This window comes from Bradyrhizobium sp. 192 (assembly GCF_023100965.1).
GTDB lineage: Bacteria > Pseudomonadota > Alphaproteobacteria > Rhizobiales > Xanthobacteraceae > Bradyrhizobium > Bradyrhizobium symbiodeficiens.
In genome coordinates, this window is the sequence record NZ_CP064690.1 from 758,733 (window position 1) to 776,127 (window position 17,395).

Here is a 17,395-nt window from a genome sequence, read left to right on the forward strand (position 1 = left end):
GGGCTGATCATCGCCGCAGCACCGCAATCGTCCGGTTCGCAAAGGTCAGCCGCTCGGCCATGACCGACACGAAATAGGTCAGCAGCTTGTGGCTGAGTGCGGGGTCCTCGTCCCGGATCGCGTCGAACTGGCGCGTGTTGAGCACGTAGAGCACGCTGTCGACCTCGGCCTGGATAGTCGCGCTGCGCGGCGTGTTTGACACCAGTCCCATTTCACCGATCGTGGTGTAGCGGCCGAGGCTGCGCACGCGCGTGGTGCGATCCTCCTCGGCGGGAACCATGATGCCCACGCGTCCCTCGAGGATGAAGTGCATGGAATCGGCGGGGTCGCCGGCCCTCACGATGATCTCGCCGGCGCCGATCTCGATGCGCTGGCAGCGGTGGATCAGCCTGTCGGCATCGTCCTCGCTATCGAGGATTCGTGTGAACCAGCCGCGCAGGCTGGCCTCCTCCTGCTCCAGCCCCTGATGCTGCGCGATGAGCTCGTTCTCGCACCATTCCAGCGCATGATCGAGCTCGGGAATGATAGTGACGCCGTCGCCGACGAAGTCGCTGGAGCGCAGCACCTTCTCCGCCGCGGTCGGCAGATGCACCAGGATCAGCTCGACGCCGAGGTCATGCGCGCTGCGCTTGATCTGGGCAAAGCTGTAGGCAGCCGAGGAATCCACGCCGGTGACGAGCTTGAAATCGAACAGCAGATAGCGGCATTCCGGGCGTTCCTGCAGCAGTTGCTTGACATGCTGGTAGAGCCGGTTGGCGGAGCCGAAGAACAGGTAGCTCTGAAGATTGAGACCCTGAATCTTGCCGCCATGGGCCAGCAGCACCTCCTGGTCGTCGCGCGAGCGATCGAGCGAGGAGCGAAACTCGGCGCCGTCAAAGCTGTACTTGATCGACTCGACCCGGGCCGCGCTGAACGCAAACGTCGCGCAGCCGATGATCACGCCGATCAGGATGCCCGGGACGAAGCCCCAGCCGATGATGATGACGATGATGGCGATCAGCGAGAGATATTCGAGCTTCGACAGCCGCTTGCGCGATTCGATGATCCATTTGTGCAGCTGGTCGGCGCCCAGATAGAGCAGCAGGCCGCCGAGTACGAATTTCGGCATGAAGCCGAGCAGCTCGGGCGCGACCGCGAGCATCAGTAGCGACATGGCCGCAACTGTGAGTCCGGACAGGCGTCCGCGGCCGCCAGCGCCGAAATTGAGGACTGACCGGCTGACCGAGATGCAGCCGGCATAGCCGCCGAGTGCGCCGGTCAACATGTTCGCGGCACCGGTGACGTTCAGCTCGCGCTCCAGATTGGCTTCGCGATGCACGGCGACTTCGATACCGGTGGTATTGAACAGCGTGCTCGACGCGGCGACGAAAATGACGGCAACGAGGTTGCCGAGCAAGTCCGGCACCGCTGACCACGGATATCGCGCGAGCTCGTCGATGTGCCAGGGCAGCATGAAGGCTGCCTGCGGAGGAGGCCGGAAGGTCCAGCCCAAGGCACGCGCCTGCTCCAGCGAGATTCCCGAGGCCCAGAACGCCACATGAGCGGTGAGCATGCCGCCGATCAGGATGATCGGCAACCCGAACGGGCTACGCGAGCGGTGCCAGGTCAGATACAGCACCAGCGCCATCGCGCAGGCCGCACCCAGCTCCAACAGCGCGACGCCATTGGCGACGCGCTGGAGCGTCGCGAACTCCACGGGATGATCGGTGATGACCCGGATCGCACCCATGACGATCACGAATCCGGTGGCGCCGAGAAAACCGCCGACCACGGGGTAAGGCACATAGCGGATGGCGCGGCCCATTCGCGTCAGGCCCAATCCGCACAGCACGAATCCGGTCAGGATCGTCGACAGACCGAGCGTGATCAGAACGGACGAGAGCAGCGGCGCGGGCAGGCTGGCCGTCTCGATGCGCTCGACCAGCGAGGCCGCCAGGATGCCTGTCATCGCGGCGGTCGAGCTGTCGGGTGCGGCGATTGCGAAAGGCAGGGAACTGCCCAGCGCGATCACGGCCGCAAGCACGGCGGAGCTGATGAAGGTTGCGGCGATGCCGAACGAAAGATAGGGCGACAGAGGGCCAGCGAAGATCAGCAGCGAATAGGACAGCCCGAAGGTGACGGTCAGGACGCTGGCGGCGCTGCCGCCCAATATATCGTTGAGCGCACGCTTGAGGGACGGATTGAAACGGGGAGCCGGACTGAAAATGATCGCTGGATCGGTCACGCCGCTGCGCTGGCCCCTGGAAGTCCTGTTCCAGACGTAGACCACTGCAGGTTTAACGCAACTGAATTCTTGTAGCTATGAAGTACTCAGACAGTTTTGGCGATATCTCGTAGCGATACGATCGATGGCTTGTGAATGGCCAATCATCCGGAGCCGCGGATGGCCGGGCACGCCGGCCTCTCCAATTCATTGCGAACGGAGCGAAACCATCCAGCATCGTTCCGCGGGGTAGCGACGGAGCTAGATCTTCAGCTCTGTTCCGGTCACCCGCCGATACGCTTCGAGATACCGCTTGCTCGTCGCCTCAACCACGCTCGCCGGCAGCGGTGGAGGCGGGGCGTCGCCGTTCCAACGGCCGGCGTGGCGCTCGACGTCGAGATAGTCGCGCAAGGGCTGCTTGTCGAAACTCGCCTGCGGCTGGCCGGGCTTGTAGGCATCGACCGCCCAGAAGCGCGAGGAATCCGGCGTCATCACCTCGTCGATCAGGATGATGCGGCCGTCCTTGTCGCGGCCGAACTCGAACTTGGTGTCGGCGATGATGATGCCCTGCTCGCGCGCCAGCTCCTCGCCGAGCGTGTAGATCGCGCGTGTCATGCTCTCGAGCGTGTAGGCGGTCTCCTCCCCGACCACCTCGCGCATCCGCGCGATGGTGATGTTCTCGTCATGGCCAGTCTCGGCCTTGGTCGCCGGGCTGAAGATCGAGGGTTCGAGCTTTTCGCTCTCGACGAGGCCCGCCTTCAGCTTCTCGCCCGCCAGCGTGCCGCTGGCGGCGTATTCCTTCCAGGCCGAACCGGAGAGATAGCCGCGGATCACGCATTCGATCGGGAATACGGTGGTGCGCTTGCAGAGCATGGCGCGGCCGAGAAGCTCGGCACGGTGCGGCTTCAACGCCGGCACGGCCGCGACGATCTCGTCGGTGTCGGCGCTGATCATGTGGTGCGGGACCACACCCTCGAGCTCGTTGAACCAGAACGCGCTGATCTGCGTCAGCACCGCGCCCTTCATCGGGATGGTCTCACCCATCACGACGTCGAAGGCGCTGATGCGATCGGTGGTGACGAGCAGCAGGCGGTCGTCGTCGACGGCGTAGATATCGCGCACCTTGCCGCGTCCGATCTTGGGCAGGGGCAGGTCGCTGGAGAGCATGGTGGTCATCGCAAAGCTTTCGCAGACTTGGCTTTAGGCAGACTTGGCCTTCAGGCAGGACGTCCGGCCGCGACTGATGGCACGGCCGGCAACCGGATTAGCCTATTCCGGCAGCGGAATGAACTCATGTTCCTGCGGAACTGCAGCGAAACGGCCGGTTTTCCAGTCCTGCTTGGCCTGCTCGATCCGCTCCTTGCTGGAGGAGACGAAATTCCACCAGACGTGGCGCGGCCCTTCCAGCGCATCGCCGCCGAGAAACATCATCCGGGTGGGCCTCACGGCCTTCACGGTGATGCGGTCGCCCGGGCGGAAGATCAGCAGCCGCGGCGCCTCGTAACGCTCGTTCGCGATCTCGACCTCGCCGTCGACGATATAGATCGCGCGCTCCTCATGATCGGGGTCGAGCGGCACGCTCGCGCCTTCCACGGCCGTGACCTCGGTGTAGAACCAGGGCGAGACCATCGACACGGGCGAGGTGATGCCGAACGATGAGCCCGCAATCACCTTCGCGGCGAAGTCGCGCTCGGAGATAACAGGCAGGTCGCCCGAGCCGTAGTGCTGGAACGACGGCGCGATCTCTTCGGAGCCTGCCGGCAGCGCGATCCAGCTTTGCAGGCCGAGCATCTTCTGGCCCGAGGCGCGCTGCACCTCCGGCGTACGCTCGGAATGCGCGATGCCGCGCCCGGCCGTCATCAGGTTCATCGCGCCGGGCTGGATCTCCTGCACGTTGCCCTCGCTGTCGCGATGCATGATCGCGCCGTCGAACAGATAGGTGACGGTGGCGAGCCCGATATGCGGATGCGGCCGCACGTCCATGCCCTTGCCGGAGACGAATTGCACCGGCCCGAAATGATCGAAGAAGATGAATGGGCCGACCATCTGCCGCTTGCCATGCGGCAGTGCGCGCCGTACCTGAAAGCCGTCGCCGAGGTCGCGCGTCCGCGGCACGATGACGAGATCGAGCGCATCGCAGGACATGGGATCGCCGAGCACGGGATCGTTGGAGGGTTGCCAGCTCATGGTGGAGTCCTTCTGTATATGCGGCGATCGTAACAGGATTTGACGTGTCCGTCGCGGCGCCCCCGCCTTGCCGCGATGGCCTATTTGCCGACATCGCGCGATATCGGCGATACCTAATCTGGAAACCGGAGCGGGCGATGGTTTCTCCGATCAAGCCGGGCGCAAATCTGGTCGAGCTCGACGGTGCCGGGATCGAGACCGCCTCATTCTGCGCGATCCATCTTGAAAAGCGCGGTCTGACGAAGGATGTTCAGCTGGCCTCAACCGCGAACGATCGCATCACCCGATGACACTTGCCGCAACCGAGCTTGCCTTCCGCGCTGCATCCGTCGCGCTGCTGCTGATGCTGGCGACGTCGCTGGTGTCCGATTTCCGCAACGTGCTGGCGGCCCGTCTCGCCACCGCCTTTGCCCTCGGTTCGGCCGCGCATGCGGCGAGCTATTCGGTGGATGTCACGTCACCGATCCCGCTCCTGCACGCGCCGCTGATCGCGCTGTCGACCGGCGACATCGTGGTGTTCTGGCTGTTCACGCGCTCCCTGTTCGACGACGAATTTCGCCTCCGCTGGTGGCACGGATGCATCTGGGCGCTGGTGGCGGCCTTCAGCTTCGCAGGTTGCGTCTGGATTGCGCCCAGCGGCTATGTGCGGTTCTCGGTGACGGTGGTCAATCTGATCGTGCTCGGTTTCATCGTGCTTGCTGTCGGGCAGATGATCGCCTCCTGGCCGACCGACCTGGTCGAGCGCCGCCGCAGCGCTCGCGTCTTCGTCGTCTGCGCCATCGCGCTCTATGGCGGGTTGAACGCTGTGCTCCAGATCGCCGCCGCCGGCTACCACGTCGGCGATGTCGCCGAAACCGTCAGTGCCGGCGCGCTCACCTGTACTGTTGCGGCGATCGTCTATGCCATGATGCGCGTGGACGGAGCGGACCTGTTTCCGGCCACAGCGGAGCCCGAACCACCGATTGTTTTCAGTCAGCCTGCGACCGAGGATGCTGCCGACCAAAAGCTCATCGACGCCCTGATGCGCCTGATGGCGGACGAGCGGATCTATCGCCACGAGAACATCACCATCGGGGTTCTCGCTGGCCGGCTGAAAATCCCGGAATATCGGCTGCGCCGGTTGATCAACCAGCGGCTCGGCTACCGCAACTTCAATGTGTTCCTGAACAACCACCGCATCGAGGAGGCCAAGGCCGCGCTGGCCGATCCCGCACAGGCCGGGGTCCCCGTCATCACCATCGCGATGGATGCGGGCTTCCAGTCGCTCGGCCCCTTCAACCGCGCGTTCAAGGCGGTGACGGGTGTGACGCCGACCGAATACCGGCGTCTCAAGGTGACCGCGGCGTACATTTTTAGCCTATTGGAATCACATAGGAATTTCGAAATCGGCTAGTCTCCGTCAGTTTCGACGTTGTCATTTTTCAAATCCGGCGAGCGCGTATCGCCGATCTCCGGCCTGCTCTCCCGCACTCGCCCCGAACCGGAGAATGCCCGTGACCCGTCGCCGCAAGATCATCCTCGCCACCACCGCCATCGCCTGTGCCGGCCTCGCGTTCGGCGCGGCGCGCGCCCGCGACGTGCCGAAGATTGCGACCGGCTTCATCGCCGACACGCTCTGCTCGGAGACCTTCGTCTCCGGCCTCGATCCCATGCGCGACCTCGCCGAAACCACCGACGCGATGCCGGGCACCGGCCTCCTGACCTGGGCGATGAATTTGCAAATCGACCGCGCGCGCAAGGATGTCACGGTGACCCTGTTCGGGATCGGCCGCAGCCATGCCGTCTATCGCGAAGGACTCGGCTGCACGCTGGAGCACGGCGAGGGGATCACCGACGTCGCGCTGCCGCCCGACGACAAGCAGACGGCGTTGCTCCCCGAGATCGCCGGTCCGGGACTGGTGTCGCCGCAAAGCGAGGGGCTGTCAGCCGCGCTCGACCGCGCCTTCACCGAACCCGCCGAGCCGCCTCACCGCCGCACCCGCGCCATCGTCGTGATGAAGGCCGGCCGCATCATCGCCGAGCGCTACGCCGACGGCATCGGACCGGAGACACAGCTGCTCGGCTTCTCCATGACGAAGTCGGTGATTTCGGCGCTGACAGGCGTGCTGGTGCGTCAGGGCAAATTAAAGCTCGACGGGCCCGCACCGGTCGCCGCGTGGAGAAATCCTGACGATCCACGTCATGCCATCACCCTCGATCAGTTGTTGCGGCACACTGCGGGCCTTGCGCTTGGCAGTTCACTGGAGGCCTCGCTTGGCTCGGCCTTCGAACCGGTCAACCGGATGAAGTTCGTGGAGGCCGACATGGCCGCCTATGCCGCGACCATCCCGCTCAAGACCGTGCCCGGCACGGCGTGGAACTATCACGACGGCAACACCCTCATCCTCTCGCATCTGATCCGCGTTGCTGCGGGCGGCAGTCCCGCAGACGCGCTGCGCTTCGCGCGCCGTGAATTGTTTGCCCCGCTCGGCATGCGCCATGTCACGCTCCAGCTCGATGGCTCGGGCACGATCGAAGGATCGAGCGAGATGCTCGCATCCGCGCGCGACTGGGCGCGCTTCGGCCAGCTCTATCTCAATGACGGCGTCGCTGGCGGCAAACGCATCCTGCCGGAGGGCTGGGTGAACTATTCCGCGACGGCCACGCCGAACGCATGGGTCGGCATCGGCGCCGGCTTCTGGACCAATCAGGGCGACAGTTTTGGCGCGAAGTTTCGCATCACACACGGCTGGCCGCGCGATGCCTTCTTCGCCAAGGGCACGATCGGGCAATACACCATCGTGATTCCGTCGGAGCGGCTGGTGATCGTCCGCCTCGGCCGCTCGCCGAACGCGCCGCCGCAAGCGGACGGCGTATTCGATCTCGTCCGCGATGTCGTGGCAGCGACGCGCGAGAAGGGGAAGATGGCAGGGGTGAATTGAGGTGCTACTTACCCTCCGGGGTGGGTGGAGCACCGCGAACGCGACTCTATTAATTACCGCCCCAGCTCCGTCGCCTGTGCGACGCGATCGAATCGCTCCAGCGTCATGATCGCGTCGGCGAATTTTTCCGCCCGTGCATTCAGCACCGGCCGGGCCAGTGTCAGGAACTTCTGCTGCATCGCCTGCGCGTCCGGGAACGAATTCGGCTCGCCGGAGGGATCGGCATAGAGCCGCTCATGCACGCCATCCTCAGTCGTGATGCTGACTCGCGCGCCAAAGGGGTGCGTGCGGCCGACTTCGAGCCGATCGTCCTGCACCACGTCGAACTTGTTGGCGAGCGCGTCGATGGCGGCGTCGCCGAGGCGGTTGTAATCGTCCCAGCCGAACGAGCCCTGGTCGAGCGCGAGCGCGCCGGTGAAGAACATCGAGAACTGGCCGCCGACGATCGAGGTCGGGTGCCGCTTGGTCGCGGCATCGCCCGTCAGCGTGATGCCGTTGCGGTGCAGGCCGATCTCGACGCGCTTGACCTGGTCGGGCGTCAGATTGTGCTCGCGCCGCATCGCGATCAGCGCGTCGATCGCGGCATGGGTGTAGCGGCAGCTCGGATACGGCTTCACGCCGATCTTCATCGTCTCATAGGTGTTGCCGAGCCCGGCGACCGCCTTGTCGGGATGCGGATCGTCGGTATAGCCGGCGAGCAGACCGTGCTTGCCTTCGACCGATTCGGCCGAGCCGACGAAATCGTTGCGCGCCAGCGTCGCGGCGATCACGCCGTTCATCGCGGCGGCGCCGACCTGGTAGCGCTTGTTCCAGGCGCCGTTGACCAGGAATTGCAGCGAGCCCGCCGCCTGGCTGCCGGAGACGCCGAAGGCCGCGATGATCTGCTGCTCGGACAGACCGAGCAATTTTCCCGCCGCCGCGGCCGCGCCATAGGTGCCGGCGGTCGCAGTCGGGTGGAAGCCGCGCGCATAATGCGAGGTCGGATCGAGCGCATTGCCGAGCCGGCAGCAAACCTCATAGCCTGCGACGATCGCGGTCAGCACGTCGCGGCCCGATGCGCCGACCATCTCGCCGACGGCGAAGGCAGCCGGAACCACCGGCGCACTCGGATGCAGCGAGGAATCGGCATGGGTGTCGTCGAAATCGAGGGAATGGCCGAGCGCGCCGTTGAGCAGCGCCGCGACCGCCGGGGTCCAGGTCTTGGTGTCGCCGAACACGGTGGATTCGCCCTTGGTGTCGAGCGCGAGCGCCTCCAGCATCTTCAGAATCGACGGGGTCGATTCCGCCTCGCTGCGGGCCCGGATCGCGCTGCCGAGAAAATCCAGCGTCAGCACCTTGGCGCGATCCAGCACTTCGGCCGGAATATCCTGAAACTTCAGGTTAAAGACGTAGGCGGCGAGCGTTGCGGTTTCGTGGGCCATCGTGTTTCCTCGTTTTGGCGCGCAAGTTAGGCGGGCTGATTTGGCCTTTCAAGCGGCCTTGCGGCCGCGGGCATCAGCCATGCTTTTGCCCGGCTCCAGAAAGCGTGGCTTTGAAAGAATCGAGACCTCAGACGATGGCACTTGCAAAACAGCTGTTCGACCGGATCAGGTCGCGGCGGACGCAACTGGGATTGGCGATCCGGGTCACGGTGGCCGCGACCGCGGCCTATGCACTGGCCACCGCGCTGCATCTGCTGCTGCCGCTCTGGGCCGTCCTGACCTCGCTGATCGTGACCCAGATGAGCGTCGGCCGCTCGCTCAAGGCGACGCGCGACTATTTGCTCGGCACCATCGGAGGTGCCATCTATGGCGGCGCCATCGCGATCCTGATCCCCTATTCGAGCGAAGCCGGGCTTCTCGGCCTGCTGGTGCTCTCGGTCGCCCCGCTCGCCTTCATCGCCGCGATCAATCCGAGCCTCAGCGCGGCGACGGTCACCGCCGTCATCGTGTTGCTGGTTCCGACCATGCATCATTCCGATCCCATGGCTTCGGCGATCGACCGCGTCAGCGAGGTCGGGGTCGGCGCCGTCACAGGGCTGCTGGTCTCGTTCCTGGTGCTGCCCTCGCGCGCGGTGCGGCAGATCCGCGCCAGCGCGGCCGGCCTGCTCGAGCTGATTGCCGATGCGTTTACCGAGTTGCTCGCCGGCCTCACCCGCGGCCGCGACAACGACGCGCTGCACCGGATCCAGGACGGCATCGGCACAGCGATGGTCGGGCTCAATGCGATCGGCGCCGAAGCCGAGCGCGAGCGGGCCGCGCGTCTGTCGGGTGGACCCGACACCGGTCCGCTGCTGCGCACGGTCCTGCGCCTGCGCCATGACGTCGTGATGATCGGCCGTGCCACCGTGGTGCCGCTGCCGATCGAGGTGCAGACCCGGCTCGCAGCGCCGCTGACGGAAGTCTCGACCGCGATCGCGCATTTCCTGCGATTGGCCGCGGCGGCCATGCGGCAAGGCGCCGGCGCGCCGCCGATCCATCCCGTCCACGTCGCGCTTCAGCATTACGCCGAGGCGGTCGCCGCGGTGCGCCAGGATGGCCTGATCCGCGGCCATTCCGGCGACACCGCCGAGCGTTTCTTCGCCATCGGCTTCTCGCTGGAGCAGATGCACCAAAATCTCTGCGATCTCGACCGCGTCGTCGGCGAATGGTCGGAGGCCGCGGCGGGCAAGTCGGTGCGTGTGGCGGAGTAAGCTACCGCTTCGTCAGTCCCTTGCCCTGCATGCGCCACACCAGCAGATCGATGCGGTCCTGGCCGAAGAACGGCTCGTTCTCGAACACGAAAGTCGGCACGCCCCAATGACCTGAGGCGGCGTGGTCCTTTTCGTTGTCCGTGATCACTTGCTCGTAGCGATCCGGATCCGCGGTGATTGCGGCGTCCATCGCGGCGAGATCAAAGCCCGCGCTCTCGGCGGCGCGCGCGAGGTGATCGCCTTCGTTCCAGCCCGCCACCGAGCCGTCCCACAGCACGCGCGCGATCGCGTCGGTGAATGCGAGCGAGCGTCCTTCGAGCTGCGCCAAGGCGCCGAGGCGGGTGAGGCGGTGGATGTAGGGCTGCTCGGCCGCGACATCGAGCGTCGTCATGTCCTGCACGATCGGATCGGGGCGGGGAAACCGGAATGCAATGCCCTCGTGCTCTGCGACGCGGCGAGAGTCCAGCACGACATATCGCGCGAATTGCGGATTGGCCTTCTTGAAGAAGCCGGGCACGCGCACCGCGAGCGGATAGACCGGCCGCAGGTTCACCGCGAGATCATACTCTTTGACGAGCTTGAGCGTCTTTGGCAGCGCCAGATAACTGAACGGGCTGCGGAAGGAGAAGAAAAGATCAACTGACAGGGTCATCGGCCGGCTCCGCGATCCGCCGCATCATGGCGCGGACGACGAGCTTGTGAAAGGGCATGATGAGGGCGAGGTAGGTACGGCCCAGAAGATTATGCGTCCGCACCAGCGTGGTCGAGGTCACCTGGCGGTCCGCCGCGGTGCCCGCGACATCGACCACGATGCGAAAGTCGAGGTGAGAATCGTCAAAACCGGCGACCAGCCGCGCCGGCGTCTCGTTCAGCACCGGAAACAGGCCGATCAGCCCGCCCGGGGCCGGCGCGCCTTCGCCCGATGTCTTCAGCCCGAGCGGGCTCACCAGGATATTGCGCAGGCGTATCAGCACGTCGATCCAGCGCGGCCCGTGCAGAACCATCCTCGTGCAGGCCTCGCGCGCGTTCACAGCCGCTGCGCCAATCCCGACACGGAACGCGTCGATGAACTGCGCACCTGCCAGCACCGTGCCGGCATCGACATCAGGCGTGACTTCGTGGACTGTCCCGATCATGCCGCCACTCTGCGCGTCAGTATCCGGAAGCGCAAGATCAACAAGCCGGCATAGACGAACGAGCCGATCGACAGTCCGATCCAGACGCCGACTGCGCCGAGATCGGCTTGGAAAGCGAGCCACCAGGCGATGGGAAAGCCGACGCACCAATAGCCGATCGCGGCGAACACCAGCGTCATCCTGGTGTCATTGATGCCGCGCAGGGCCCCGCCCATGATGGTCTGGAGCGCATCGGCAATGAAGAAAGTGGCGCCAACCAGCAGCAGCGTCGCGGTCAGCTCGACCGTTGCCGCACCGGTCTCGCCGCGGCCAAAAAACAGCCGCCCGAGCTCGTAGCGGCCGAAGATGATGGCGACGGTCAGCGCGGAAACGAACGTGATCCCAAGCAGGGCTGCGACGAGGCCTGCACGCCGCACCGCGGCCGGGTCGTTGCGGCCGAATGCGTGGCCGACCCGCACCGTGGCGGCCATGCCGATGCCGAGCGGGACCATGAAAAGCACGGCCGTGACCTGGAGCGCGATCTGGTGCGCGGCGAGCGCCGTCGTCGAGATCAATCCCATCAGCAGTGCGGCCGACGAGAACAAGCCGTATTCCAGCAGAAGGGAGAACGAGATCGGTGCTCCGATCGCGATGAGCTGCCGCATCAGGGGCCAGTCGATCCGCCACAGCCGCGCAAGCGGCTGGTAATCGGCAAAAGGCTTTCGCCATGCGGCGATGGCCAGCGCAGCGAGAAAGGTGCCGAGGTTGACGAGCGTGGTCGCAAGCCCTGCACCGAACAGGCCGAGCTCCGGCAGGCCGAACAGGCCGTGGATCAAGGCATAGACCAGCACGGCGTTGACCGGGATCGCCGCCAGCGTGATCCACAGCGGCGCCTGCGGTCGGTTCACTGCGCTCATCATGCTGCGCAGCGCGATGAAGCCGAGCGCCGGCGCGATGCCCCAGGCCAGCCCGTTCAGATAGCGCTGGGCGAACGCGGCCGACTGCGGTGCCTGGCCGAGCGCAAGCAGGATCCTTTCGCCGTAGAGTGGCGAAGCCATCATCGGCAGCGAGATCAGGAACGAGACCCACAGGCCGACGCGCAAGGCGTGACGAAGCCGTTTGACGTCGCCCGCGCCAAACGCCTGTGCGGCCAGCGGCGATACTGCGGTCACCAGCCCGAGCCCGAAGGTGAAGCTGACGAAATAGACCGTGTGCGCCAGCGCCGCCGCGGCGACTGCATTCTCGCCGAGATGACCGATCATCGCCAGATCGGTCGTGATCATCGCGATCTGGCCGAGCTGGGTCAGCATCATCGGCACAGCCAGCCGCAGCGTCTCGACGAACTCTTCGGCGAGATGATTTGGCGGCACGCCGGCTTGCGGCTGCGATTGATGTTGCACGGTGTCGAGCATGGCGGGTCAATAGCACGGCCGCGCGACGAAAACATGGCCCGTGAGAACGAGGGGTGAGGTGCTCTATCCGCGAGCTCGGTCTCGTAGGGTGGGCAAAGGCGCACTTGCGCCGTGCCCACCATCTCTCCAATATTGCTACAGAGGCGTGGGCACGCTTCGCTTTGCCCACCCTACGATACTAGGCGCTTCGCATCACTTTCTGCCGTAAGGCAGAAGGGAGAAAATGCCTCAGCCCTTCCGTTCCGGCACGCGCTTGATCTTCGCGCCCAGTGCGTTCAGCCGTTCCTCGATGCGTTCATAGCCGCGTTCGATCTGGTCGGCGTTGTTGATGGTGGAAGTGCCCTGGGCGCACACGGCGGCCAACAGCATCGCCATGCCGGCGCGGATGTCGGGCGAGGTCATGGTCGCGCCATGCAGGCGGCTGGGGCCTGCGATGATCGCGCGGTGCGGGTCGCACAGCACGATGCGCGCGCCCATCGCGATCAGCTTGTCGACGAAGAACATCCTGGATTCGAACATTTTCTCGAACATCAGGATCACGCCCTCGCATTGCGTGGCGGTGACGATCGCGATCGACATCAGATCGGCCGGGAAGGCGGGCCAGGGCTGATCCTCCAGCTTCGGCACGTGGCCGCCGAAATCGTCCTGGATCTTCAGCGTCTGGTTCGACGGCACGATCAGGTCGTCGCCCTCGACGCGGCAGACGATGCCGAGCCGCTCGAACCCCATGCGGATCGAGCGCAGATGCTCGACGCCGGCGCGGGTGATGCGCAAGGGAGAACGCGTCACGGCGGCAAGCCCGATCAGCGAGCCGACCTCGATGTGGTCGGGCTGGATCCGATAGGTCGCTTCTCCCAGCGTTGCCGGCCCATGAATGATCATGGTGTTGGTTCCGATGCCCTCGATCTTCGCACCGAGCGCGACCAGGAAATTGGCGAGATCCTGCACATGCGGCTCGGAGGCCGCGTTGCGCAAATAGGTGACGCCGTCGGCGGCAACCGCCGCCACCAGCGCGTTCTCCGTCGCGGTGACGCTTGGCTCGTCCAGGAACACGTCCGCGCCGGCAAGCCTGGGTGCGCGGAATTCGAGCCGGTCGGTCGCGGTGACCTTGGCCCCCAACTGCTCCAGCGCCAGCACATGCGTGTCGAGCCGGCGGCGGCCGATGACGTCGCCCCCGGGCGGTGGCAGCATCACTTCGCCGCAGCGCGCGAGCAGGGGGCCTGCGAGCAGGATCGAGGCGCGGATACGCACGCACAGCTCGGGGTCGAGATCGGCGGCACGGATGCTCTTGGCATGGATGTGGAGCGTGTTGCGTCCGGTCCATTCCGCGGAGGCACCGACCGAGCGGATCAGCTCGACCAGCGTCTCGGTGTCGCGGATCCGCGGCACGTTCTCCAGCGTCACCGGATGCTCGGTGAGCAGCGCCGCGGCGATGATCGGCAGCGCGGAATTCTTGTTGCCGGACGGCTCGATCGAGCCCGAGAGCCGGTGACCGCCCTCGACGATGTATTGGATGGGCGCCAAATGGAGTCTCGCTGTCCTGATGGGTGGGCTGTTTCGGGCGGAAACTACAGAGAATCGAGCAGGGGAGCAATTCCACACTTGTTGCGGCGGAAGGCCACTCTGCGGCCGAAGAAGCCCTTTTTTGGGCCGGCGTTTAGAACAGGCCGATGATATTCGCCACCACATAAAGGATCACGATCAGCATCAGCACGCCCATGGCCAGGAAGGAGATCTCGATGGCGATGGCGCCGGTCCCCAGCGCGGCTGCCACGCCGGCCAGGAGCCTCTCTTCGCGAAACACGAGGGCAAGAACCGAGAACAGGATGGCGAGCAGGCCGAGCGAGATCGCGCCGATCGAGGAGGTCTCCCTCAACTGGCTTCCCGTCGATTTCTCACGCGGCGGCGCCTGATATTCGACGCCCTTGACCCGCGCGATCAGGCGATCCTTGAGGCGGTGACCGGTGTCGACAATCACTTTGTCCGCCGGCGGTGGCGGGTAGATCGCAGGTGTCACCCAATGCGGCAACACGGCCGCGATCAGCGCCAGCACGCCGACGATGCTCCCGATCACGCCGAGCCGGCGGGAGGGAAGGACAGGGTTGGTCGTTGCAGAGGCGGTCATGACGTGGCGCTTCCCGGCCGGAAAAGGGGCTGCTGGGTTCATGCGGTTTCGTCGCGATGACGGGTGGTGAGGTTCAGGGGAGCCAGGATTGATCGTCTTGCCCGGGCTTGTCCCGCCTACGCGGCCGAAGTCGCTTCGGCGAGGCGAAGGCCCGGGCATCCACGTTCTTTCTGCCGCAGTTGAGACGTGGAGGGCCGGGACATAGGCGAGCATAAGCGACGCCGTCCTCTGGACGGCTATGCCCGGCCATGACGCTGCGAAAGCAGCGAGCCCTCAGATGTCGATCGTCGCGCTCAGCGAATGTTCCTGGATGAAGTCGCGGCGCGGCTCGACCACGTCGCCCATCAGCTTGGTAAAGATGTCGTCGGCCTCGTCGACCTCCTTGACCTTCACCTGCAGCAGCGAGCGTGCATTGGTGTCCAGCGTCGTCTCCCAGAGCTGCTCCGGGTTCATCTCACCCAGACCTTTGTAGCGCTGCAGCGTGACGCCCTTGCGGCCGGCGTCGGTGACCGCTTCGAACAGATCGACTGGGCCGTAGACCATGTGCTCGGTGTCCTTGCGGCGCAGCTTGCCCGGGCGGGCATAAACGTCCTGGAGCTTCACGGTGTATTCGTCGAGCTTGCGGGCTTCGATCGATCCTAAGAAGGCGTCGTCGATGAGGGCGGCTTCCTTGACGCCGCGCACGGTGCGCTCGAACTGGAAGCCTTGGCCTTCGACGTATTGGCCGACCCAGCCGCGCTCGACCTCGTCGGCGAGTGTGTCCAGGCGGGCGGCGATATATTGCGCGGCCGCGGCGGCTTTCTCCGGGTCGCCGTAGATCGCCTTGTTGAGCACGCCGGTGATGGCGGCCTGCTCGATCACCTTGCGATTGTAGCGGGTGTGCAGACTGCGCAGGATGCCGCGGACGGCGCGGGCGTCGTCAATCAGCGAACGCAGGTCGCGTCCGGTGCGATCGCCGCCGGTACCGGGAATATAGAGGCAATCGTCCAGCCCGGTATCGATCAGATAATCTTCCAGCGCCCGCTCGTCCTTCAGATATTGCTCGGACTTGCCGCGGTTGACCTTATAGAGCGGCGGCTGGGCGATATAGAGATAGCCGCCGTCGATGATCTCGCGCATCTGCCGGTAGAAGAAGGTCAGCAGCAGCGTGCGGATGTGGGCGCCGTCGACGTCGGCGTCCGTCATCACGATGATCTTGTGATAGCGCAGCTTTTCGATCGAGAATTCGTCGCTGATGCCGGTCCCGAGCGCGGTGATCAGCGTGCCGATCTGCTCGCTGCCCAGCATCTTGTCGGGGCGGACACGCTCGACGTTCAAGATCTTGCCGCGGAGCGGCAAGACGGCCTGGAATTCGCGGTTGCGGCCCTGCTTGGCGCTGCCGCCGGCCGAGTCACCCTCGACGATGAAGAGCTCGGATTTCGCCGGGTCCTTTTCCTGGCAGTCCGCAAGCTTGCCGGGCAGCGAGGAGACCGAGAGCGGGCTCTTGCGCGTCAGCTCGCGCGCCTTTCGCGCAGCTTCACGCGCCGCGGCCGCCTGGATCACCTTGCCGACGATCATCTTGGCTTCGCTCGGATGCTCCTCGAACCAGGCCTGCAGCGCCTCGTTGAGGACGTTCTCGACCACGGGGCGCACTTCCGAGGACACCAGCTTGTCCTTGGTTTGCGACGAAAACTTGGGGTCCGGCACCTTCACCGACAGCACGGCCGTGAGGCCTTCGCGGCAGTCGTCGCCGGTCAGCGCGATCTTTTCCTTCTTGGCATGGGCCTCGGCATAGCCGTTGACCTGGCGCGTCAGCGCGCCGCGGAAGCCGGCCAGATGGGTGCCGCCGTCGCGTTGCGGGATGTTGTTGGTGAAGCACAGCACGTTCTCGTGGTAGCTGTCGTTCCACCACAGCGCAGCCTCGACGCCGATGCCGTTAGCCTCGGCGCGCACCATGATCGGCGCAGGCACGATCGCCTTCTTGTTGCGGTCGAGATATTTGACGAACTCCTCGACGCCGCCGGAATAGTGCATCTCCTCGCGCTTCTCGACCGCGTGTCGCATGTCGGAGAGCGCGATGTTGACGCCGGAATTGAGGAAGGCGAGCTCGCGCAGCCGGTGCTCGAGCGTGGCGAAATCATACTCGATGTTCTTGAAAGTCTCGGTCGAGGCCTGGAACGTCACCTCGGTGCCGCGCCTGCCGGGCGCATCGCCGACCACCTTGAGCGGCGCGACCGCATCGCCATGGGCGAACTCGATGTAGTGCTCCTTGTTGTCGCGCCAGATCCGCAAGCCAAGCTTGCTCGACAGTGCGTTGACGACGGAGACGCCGACGCCGTGCAGACCGCCGGAGACCTTGTAGGAGTTCTGGTCGAACTTTCCGCCGGCGTGGAGCTGGGTCATGATGACTTCGGCCGCCGAGATGCCTTCGCCCTTGTGGATGTCGACGGGAATGCCGCGGCCGTCGTCGCGCACGGTGACGGAATTGTCGGCATTGAGCACGACGTCAACGCGCGTGGCGTGGCCCGCCAGCGCTTCGTCGATCGCGTTGTCGACGACCTCGTAGACCATGTGGTGCAGGCCCGAGCCGTCGTCGGTGTCGCCGATATACATGCCCGGGCGCTTGCGGACGGCATCGAGACCCTTGAGCACGCGGATCGATTCCGCCCCGTAATCGCTTGGATTTGAGGGCTCGTTTTCGGCAGGCGTCTGCCGAGCAGGTTCTGTCATGAGAGGCCTTCGAGATGTCGCCCGAATCAGCTGCGCAAAAGGCGCTGATTTG

General features: G+C 65.2%; 14 protein-coding genes. 4 read left to right on the top strand and 10 right to left on the bottom strand.

Annotated features, from left to right (window positions below):
* Positions 1-7: 7 nt before the first annotated feature.
* From IVB24_RS03575 to IVB24_RS03585, 3 genes are all read right to left on the bottom strand, one after another.
* Positions 8-2,224 carry a SulP family inorganic anion transporter gene (locus IVB24_RS03575; RefSeq protein ID WP_247772064.1) on the bottom strand — a complete coding sequence of 739 codons (2,217 nt, stop codon included), beginning with the start codon at positions 2,222-2,224 and terminating at the stop codon, positions 8-10.
* 240 nt (positions 2,225-2,464) lie between these two features.
* A complete protein-coding gene (locus IVB24_RS03580; protein ID WP_166467682.1) occupies positions 2,465-3,379 on the bottom strand; it encodes a phosphoribosylaminoimidazolesuccinocarboxamide synthase in 915 nt (304 codons plus the stop codon).
* A 93-nt stretch (positions 3,380-3,472) separates the two neighbouring features.
* Positions 3,473-4,390 carry a pirin family protein gene (locus tag IVB24_RS03585; RefSeq protein ID WP_247772065.1) on the bottom strand — a complete coding sequence of 306 codons (918 nt, stop codon included), beginning with the start codon at positions 4,388-4,390 and terminating at the stop codon, positions 3,473-3,475.
* A gap of 44 nt (positions 4,391-4,434) precedes the next feature.
* Here IVB24_RS03585 and IVB24_RS03590 point away from each other — a divergent pair, with 44 nt between their 5' ends.
* From IVB24_RS03590 to IVB24_RS03600, 3 genes are all read left to right on the top strand, one after another.
* Entirely contained in the window at positions 4,435-4,680 is a 246-nt protein-coding gene (locus tag IVB24_RS03590; RefSeq protein WP_247772066.1) for a hypothetical protein, read from the top strand.
* Positions 4,677-5,783 (top strand): helix-turn-helix domain-containing protein, encoded by a 1,107-nt coding sequence (locus IVB24_RS03595; RefSeq protein ID WP_247772067.1) that lies wholly within the window; start codon positions 4,677-4,679, stop codon positions 5,781-5,783. Before IVB24_RS03590 ends, IVB24_RS03595 begins: the two co-directional genes overlap by 4 nt.
* 100 nt (positions 5,784-5,883) lie before the next feature.
* The gene (locus IVB24_RS03600; protein WP_247772068.1) at positions 5,884-7,311 is read left to right on the top strand and encodes a serine hydrolase; all 1,428 of its coding nucleotides are present in this window, start codon (positions 5,884-5,886) and stop codon (positions 7,309-7,311) included.
* A 53-nt stretch (positions 7,312-7,364) separates the two neighbouring features.
* Here the strand turns inward: IVB24_RS03600 and IVB24_RS03605 are convergent, their stop codons facing one another.
* On the bottom strand, positions 7,365-8,732 hold the full coding sequence (locus tag IVB24_RS03605; protein WP_247772069.1) for an MmgE/PrpD family protein: 1,368 nt from the start codon (positions 8,730-8,732) through the stop codon (positions 7,365-7,367).
* A gap of 134 nt (positions 8,733-8,866) precedes the next feature.
* Between IVB24_RS03605 and IVB24_RS03610 the strand changes: the two genes are divergently transcribed.
* Positions 8,867-9,982 (top strand): FUSC family protein, encoded by a 1,116-nt coding sequence (locus IVB24_RS03610; RefSeq protein ID WP_247772070.1) that lies wholly within the window; start codon positions 8,867-8,869, stop codon positions 9,980-9,982.
* A gap of 1 nt (position 9,983) precedes the next feature.
* On the opposite strand, the gene IVB24_RS03615 is transcribed toward IVB24_RS03610, so the two are convergent.
* The 6 genes from IVB24_RS03615 to gyrB form a co-directional block, all read right to left on the bottom strand.
* On the bottom strand, positions 9,984-10,634 hold the full coding sequence (locus tag IVB24_RS03615; RefSeq protein ID WP_247772071.1) for a 2-hydroxychromene-2-carboxylate isomerase: 651 nt from the start codon (positions 10,632-10,634) through the stop codon (positions 9,984-9,986).
* Entirely contained in the window at positions 10,618-11,118 is a 501-nt protein-coding gene (locus IVB24_RS03620) for a DUF2867 domain-containing protein (protein WP_247772072.1), read from the bottom strand. Before IVB24_RS03620 ends, IVB24_RS03615 begins: the two co-directional genes overlap by 17 nt.
* Positions 11,115-12,509, bottom strand: coding sequence for an MATE family efflux transporter (locus IVB24_RS03625; RefSeq protein ID WP_247772073.1), 1,395 nt, complete (start codon positions 12,507-12,509; stop codon positions 11,115-11,117). Before IVB24_RS03625 ends, IVB24_RS03620 begins: the two co-directional genes overlap by 4 nt.
* Before the next feature lie 228 nt (positions 12,510-12,737).
* Positions 12,738-14,033: a UDP-N-acetylglucosamine 1-carboxyvinyltransferase gene (gene murA, locus IVB24_RS03630; RefSeq protein WP_094976139.1), complete on the bottom strand. Its 1,296-nt coding sequence runs from the start codon at positions 14,031-14,033 to the stop codon at positions 12,738-12,740.
* A gap of 133 nt (positions 14,034-14,166) precedes the next feature.
* Complete coding sequence (locus IVB24_RS03635) at positions 14,167-14,634, bottom strand: hypothetical protein (RefSeq protein WP_247772074.1); 468 nt, start codon at positions 14,632-14,634, stop codon at positions 14,167-14,169.
* Positions 14,635-14,907: 273 nt separating this feature from the next.
* Entirely contained in the window at positions 14,908-17,343 is a 2,436-nt protein-coding gene (gene gyrB / locus IVB24_RS03640; protein ID WP_166467691.1) for a DNA topoisomerase (ATP-hydrolyzing) subunit B, read from the bottom strand.
* Between the last annotated feature and the right edge of the window lie 52 nt (positions 17,344-17,395).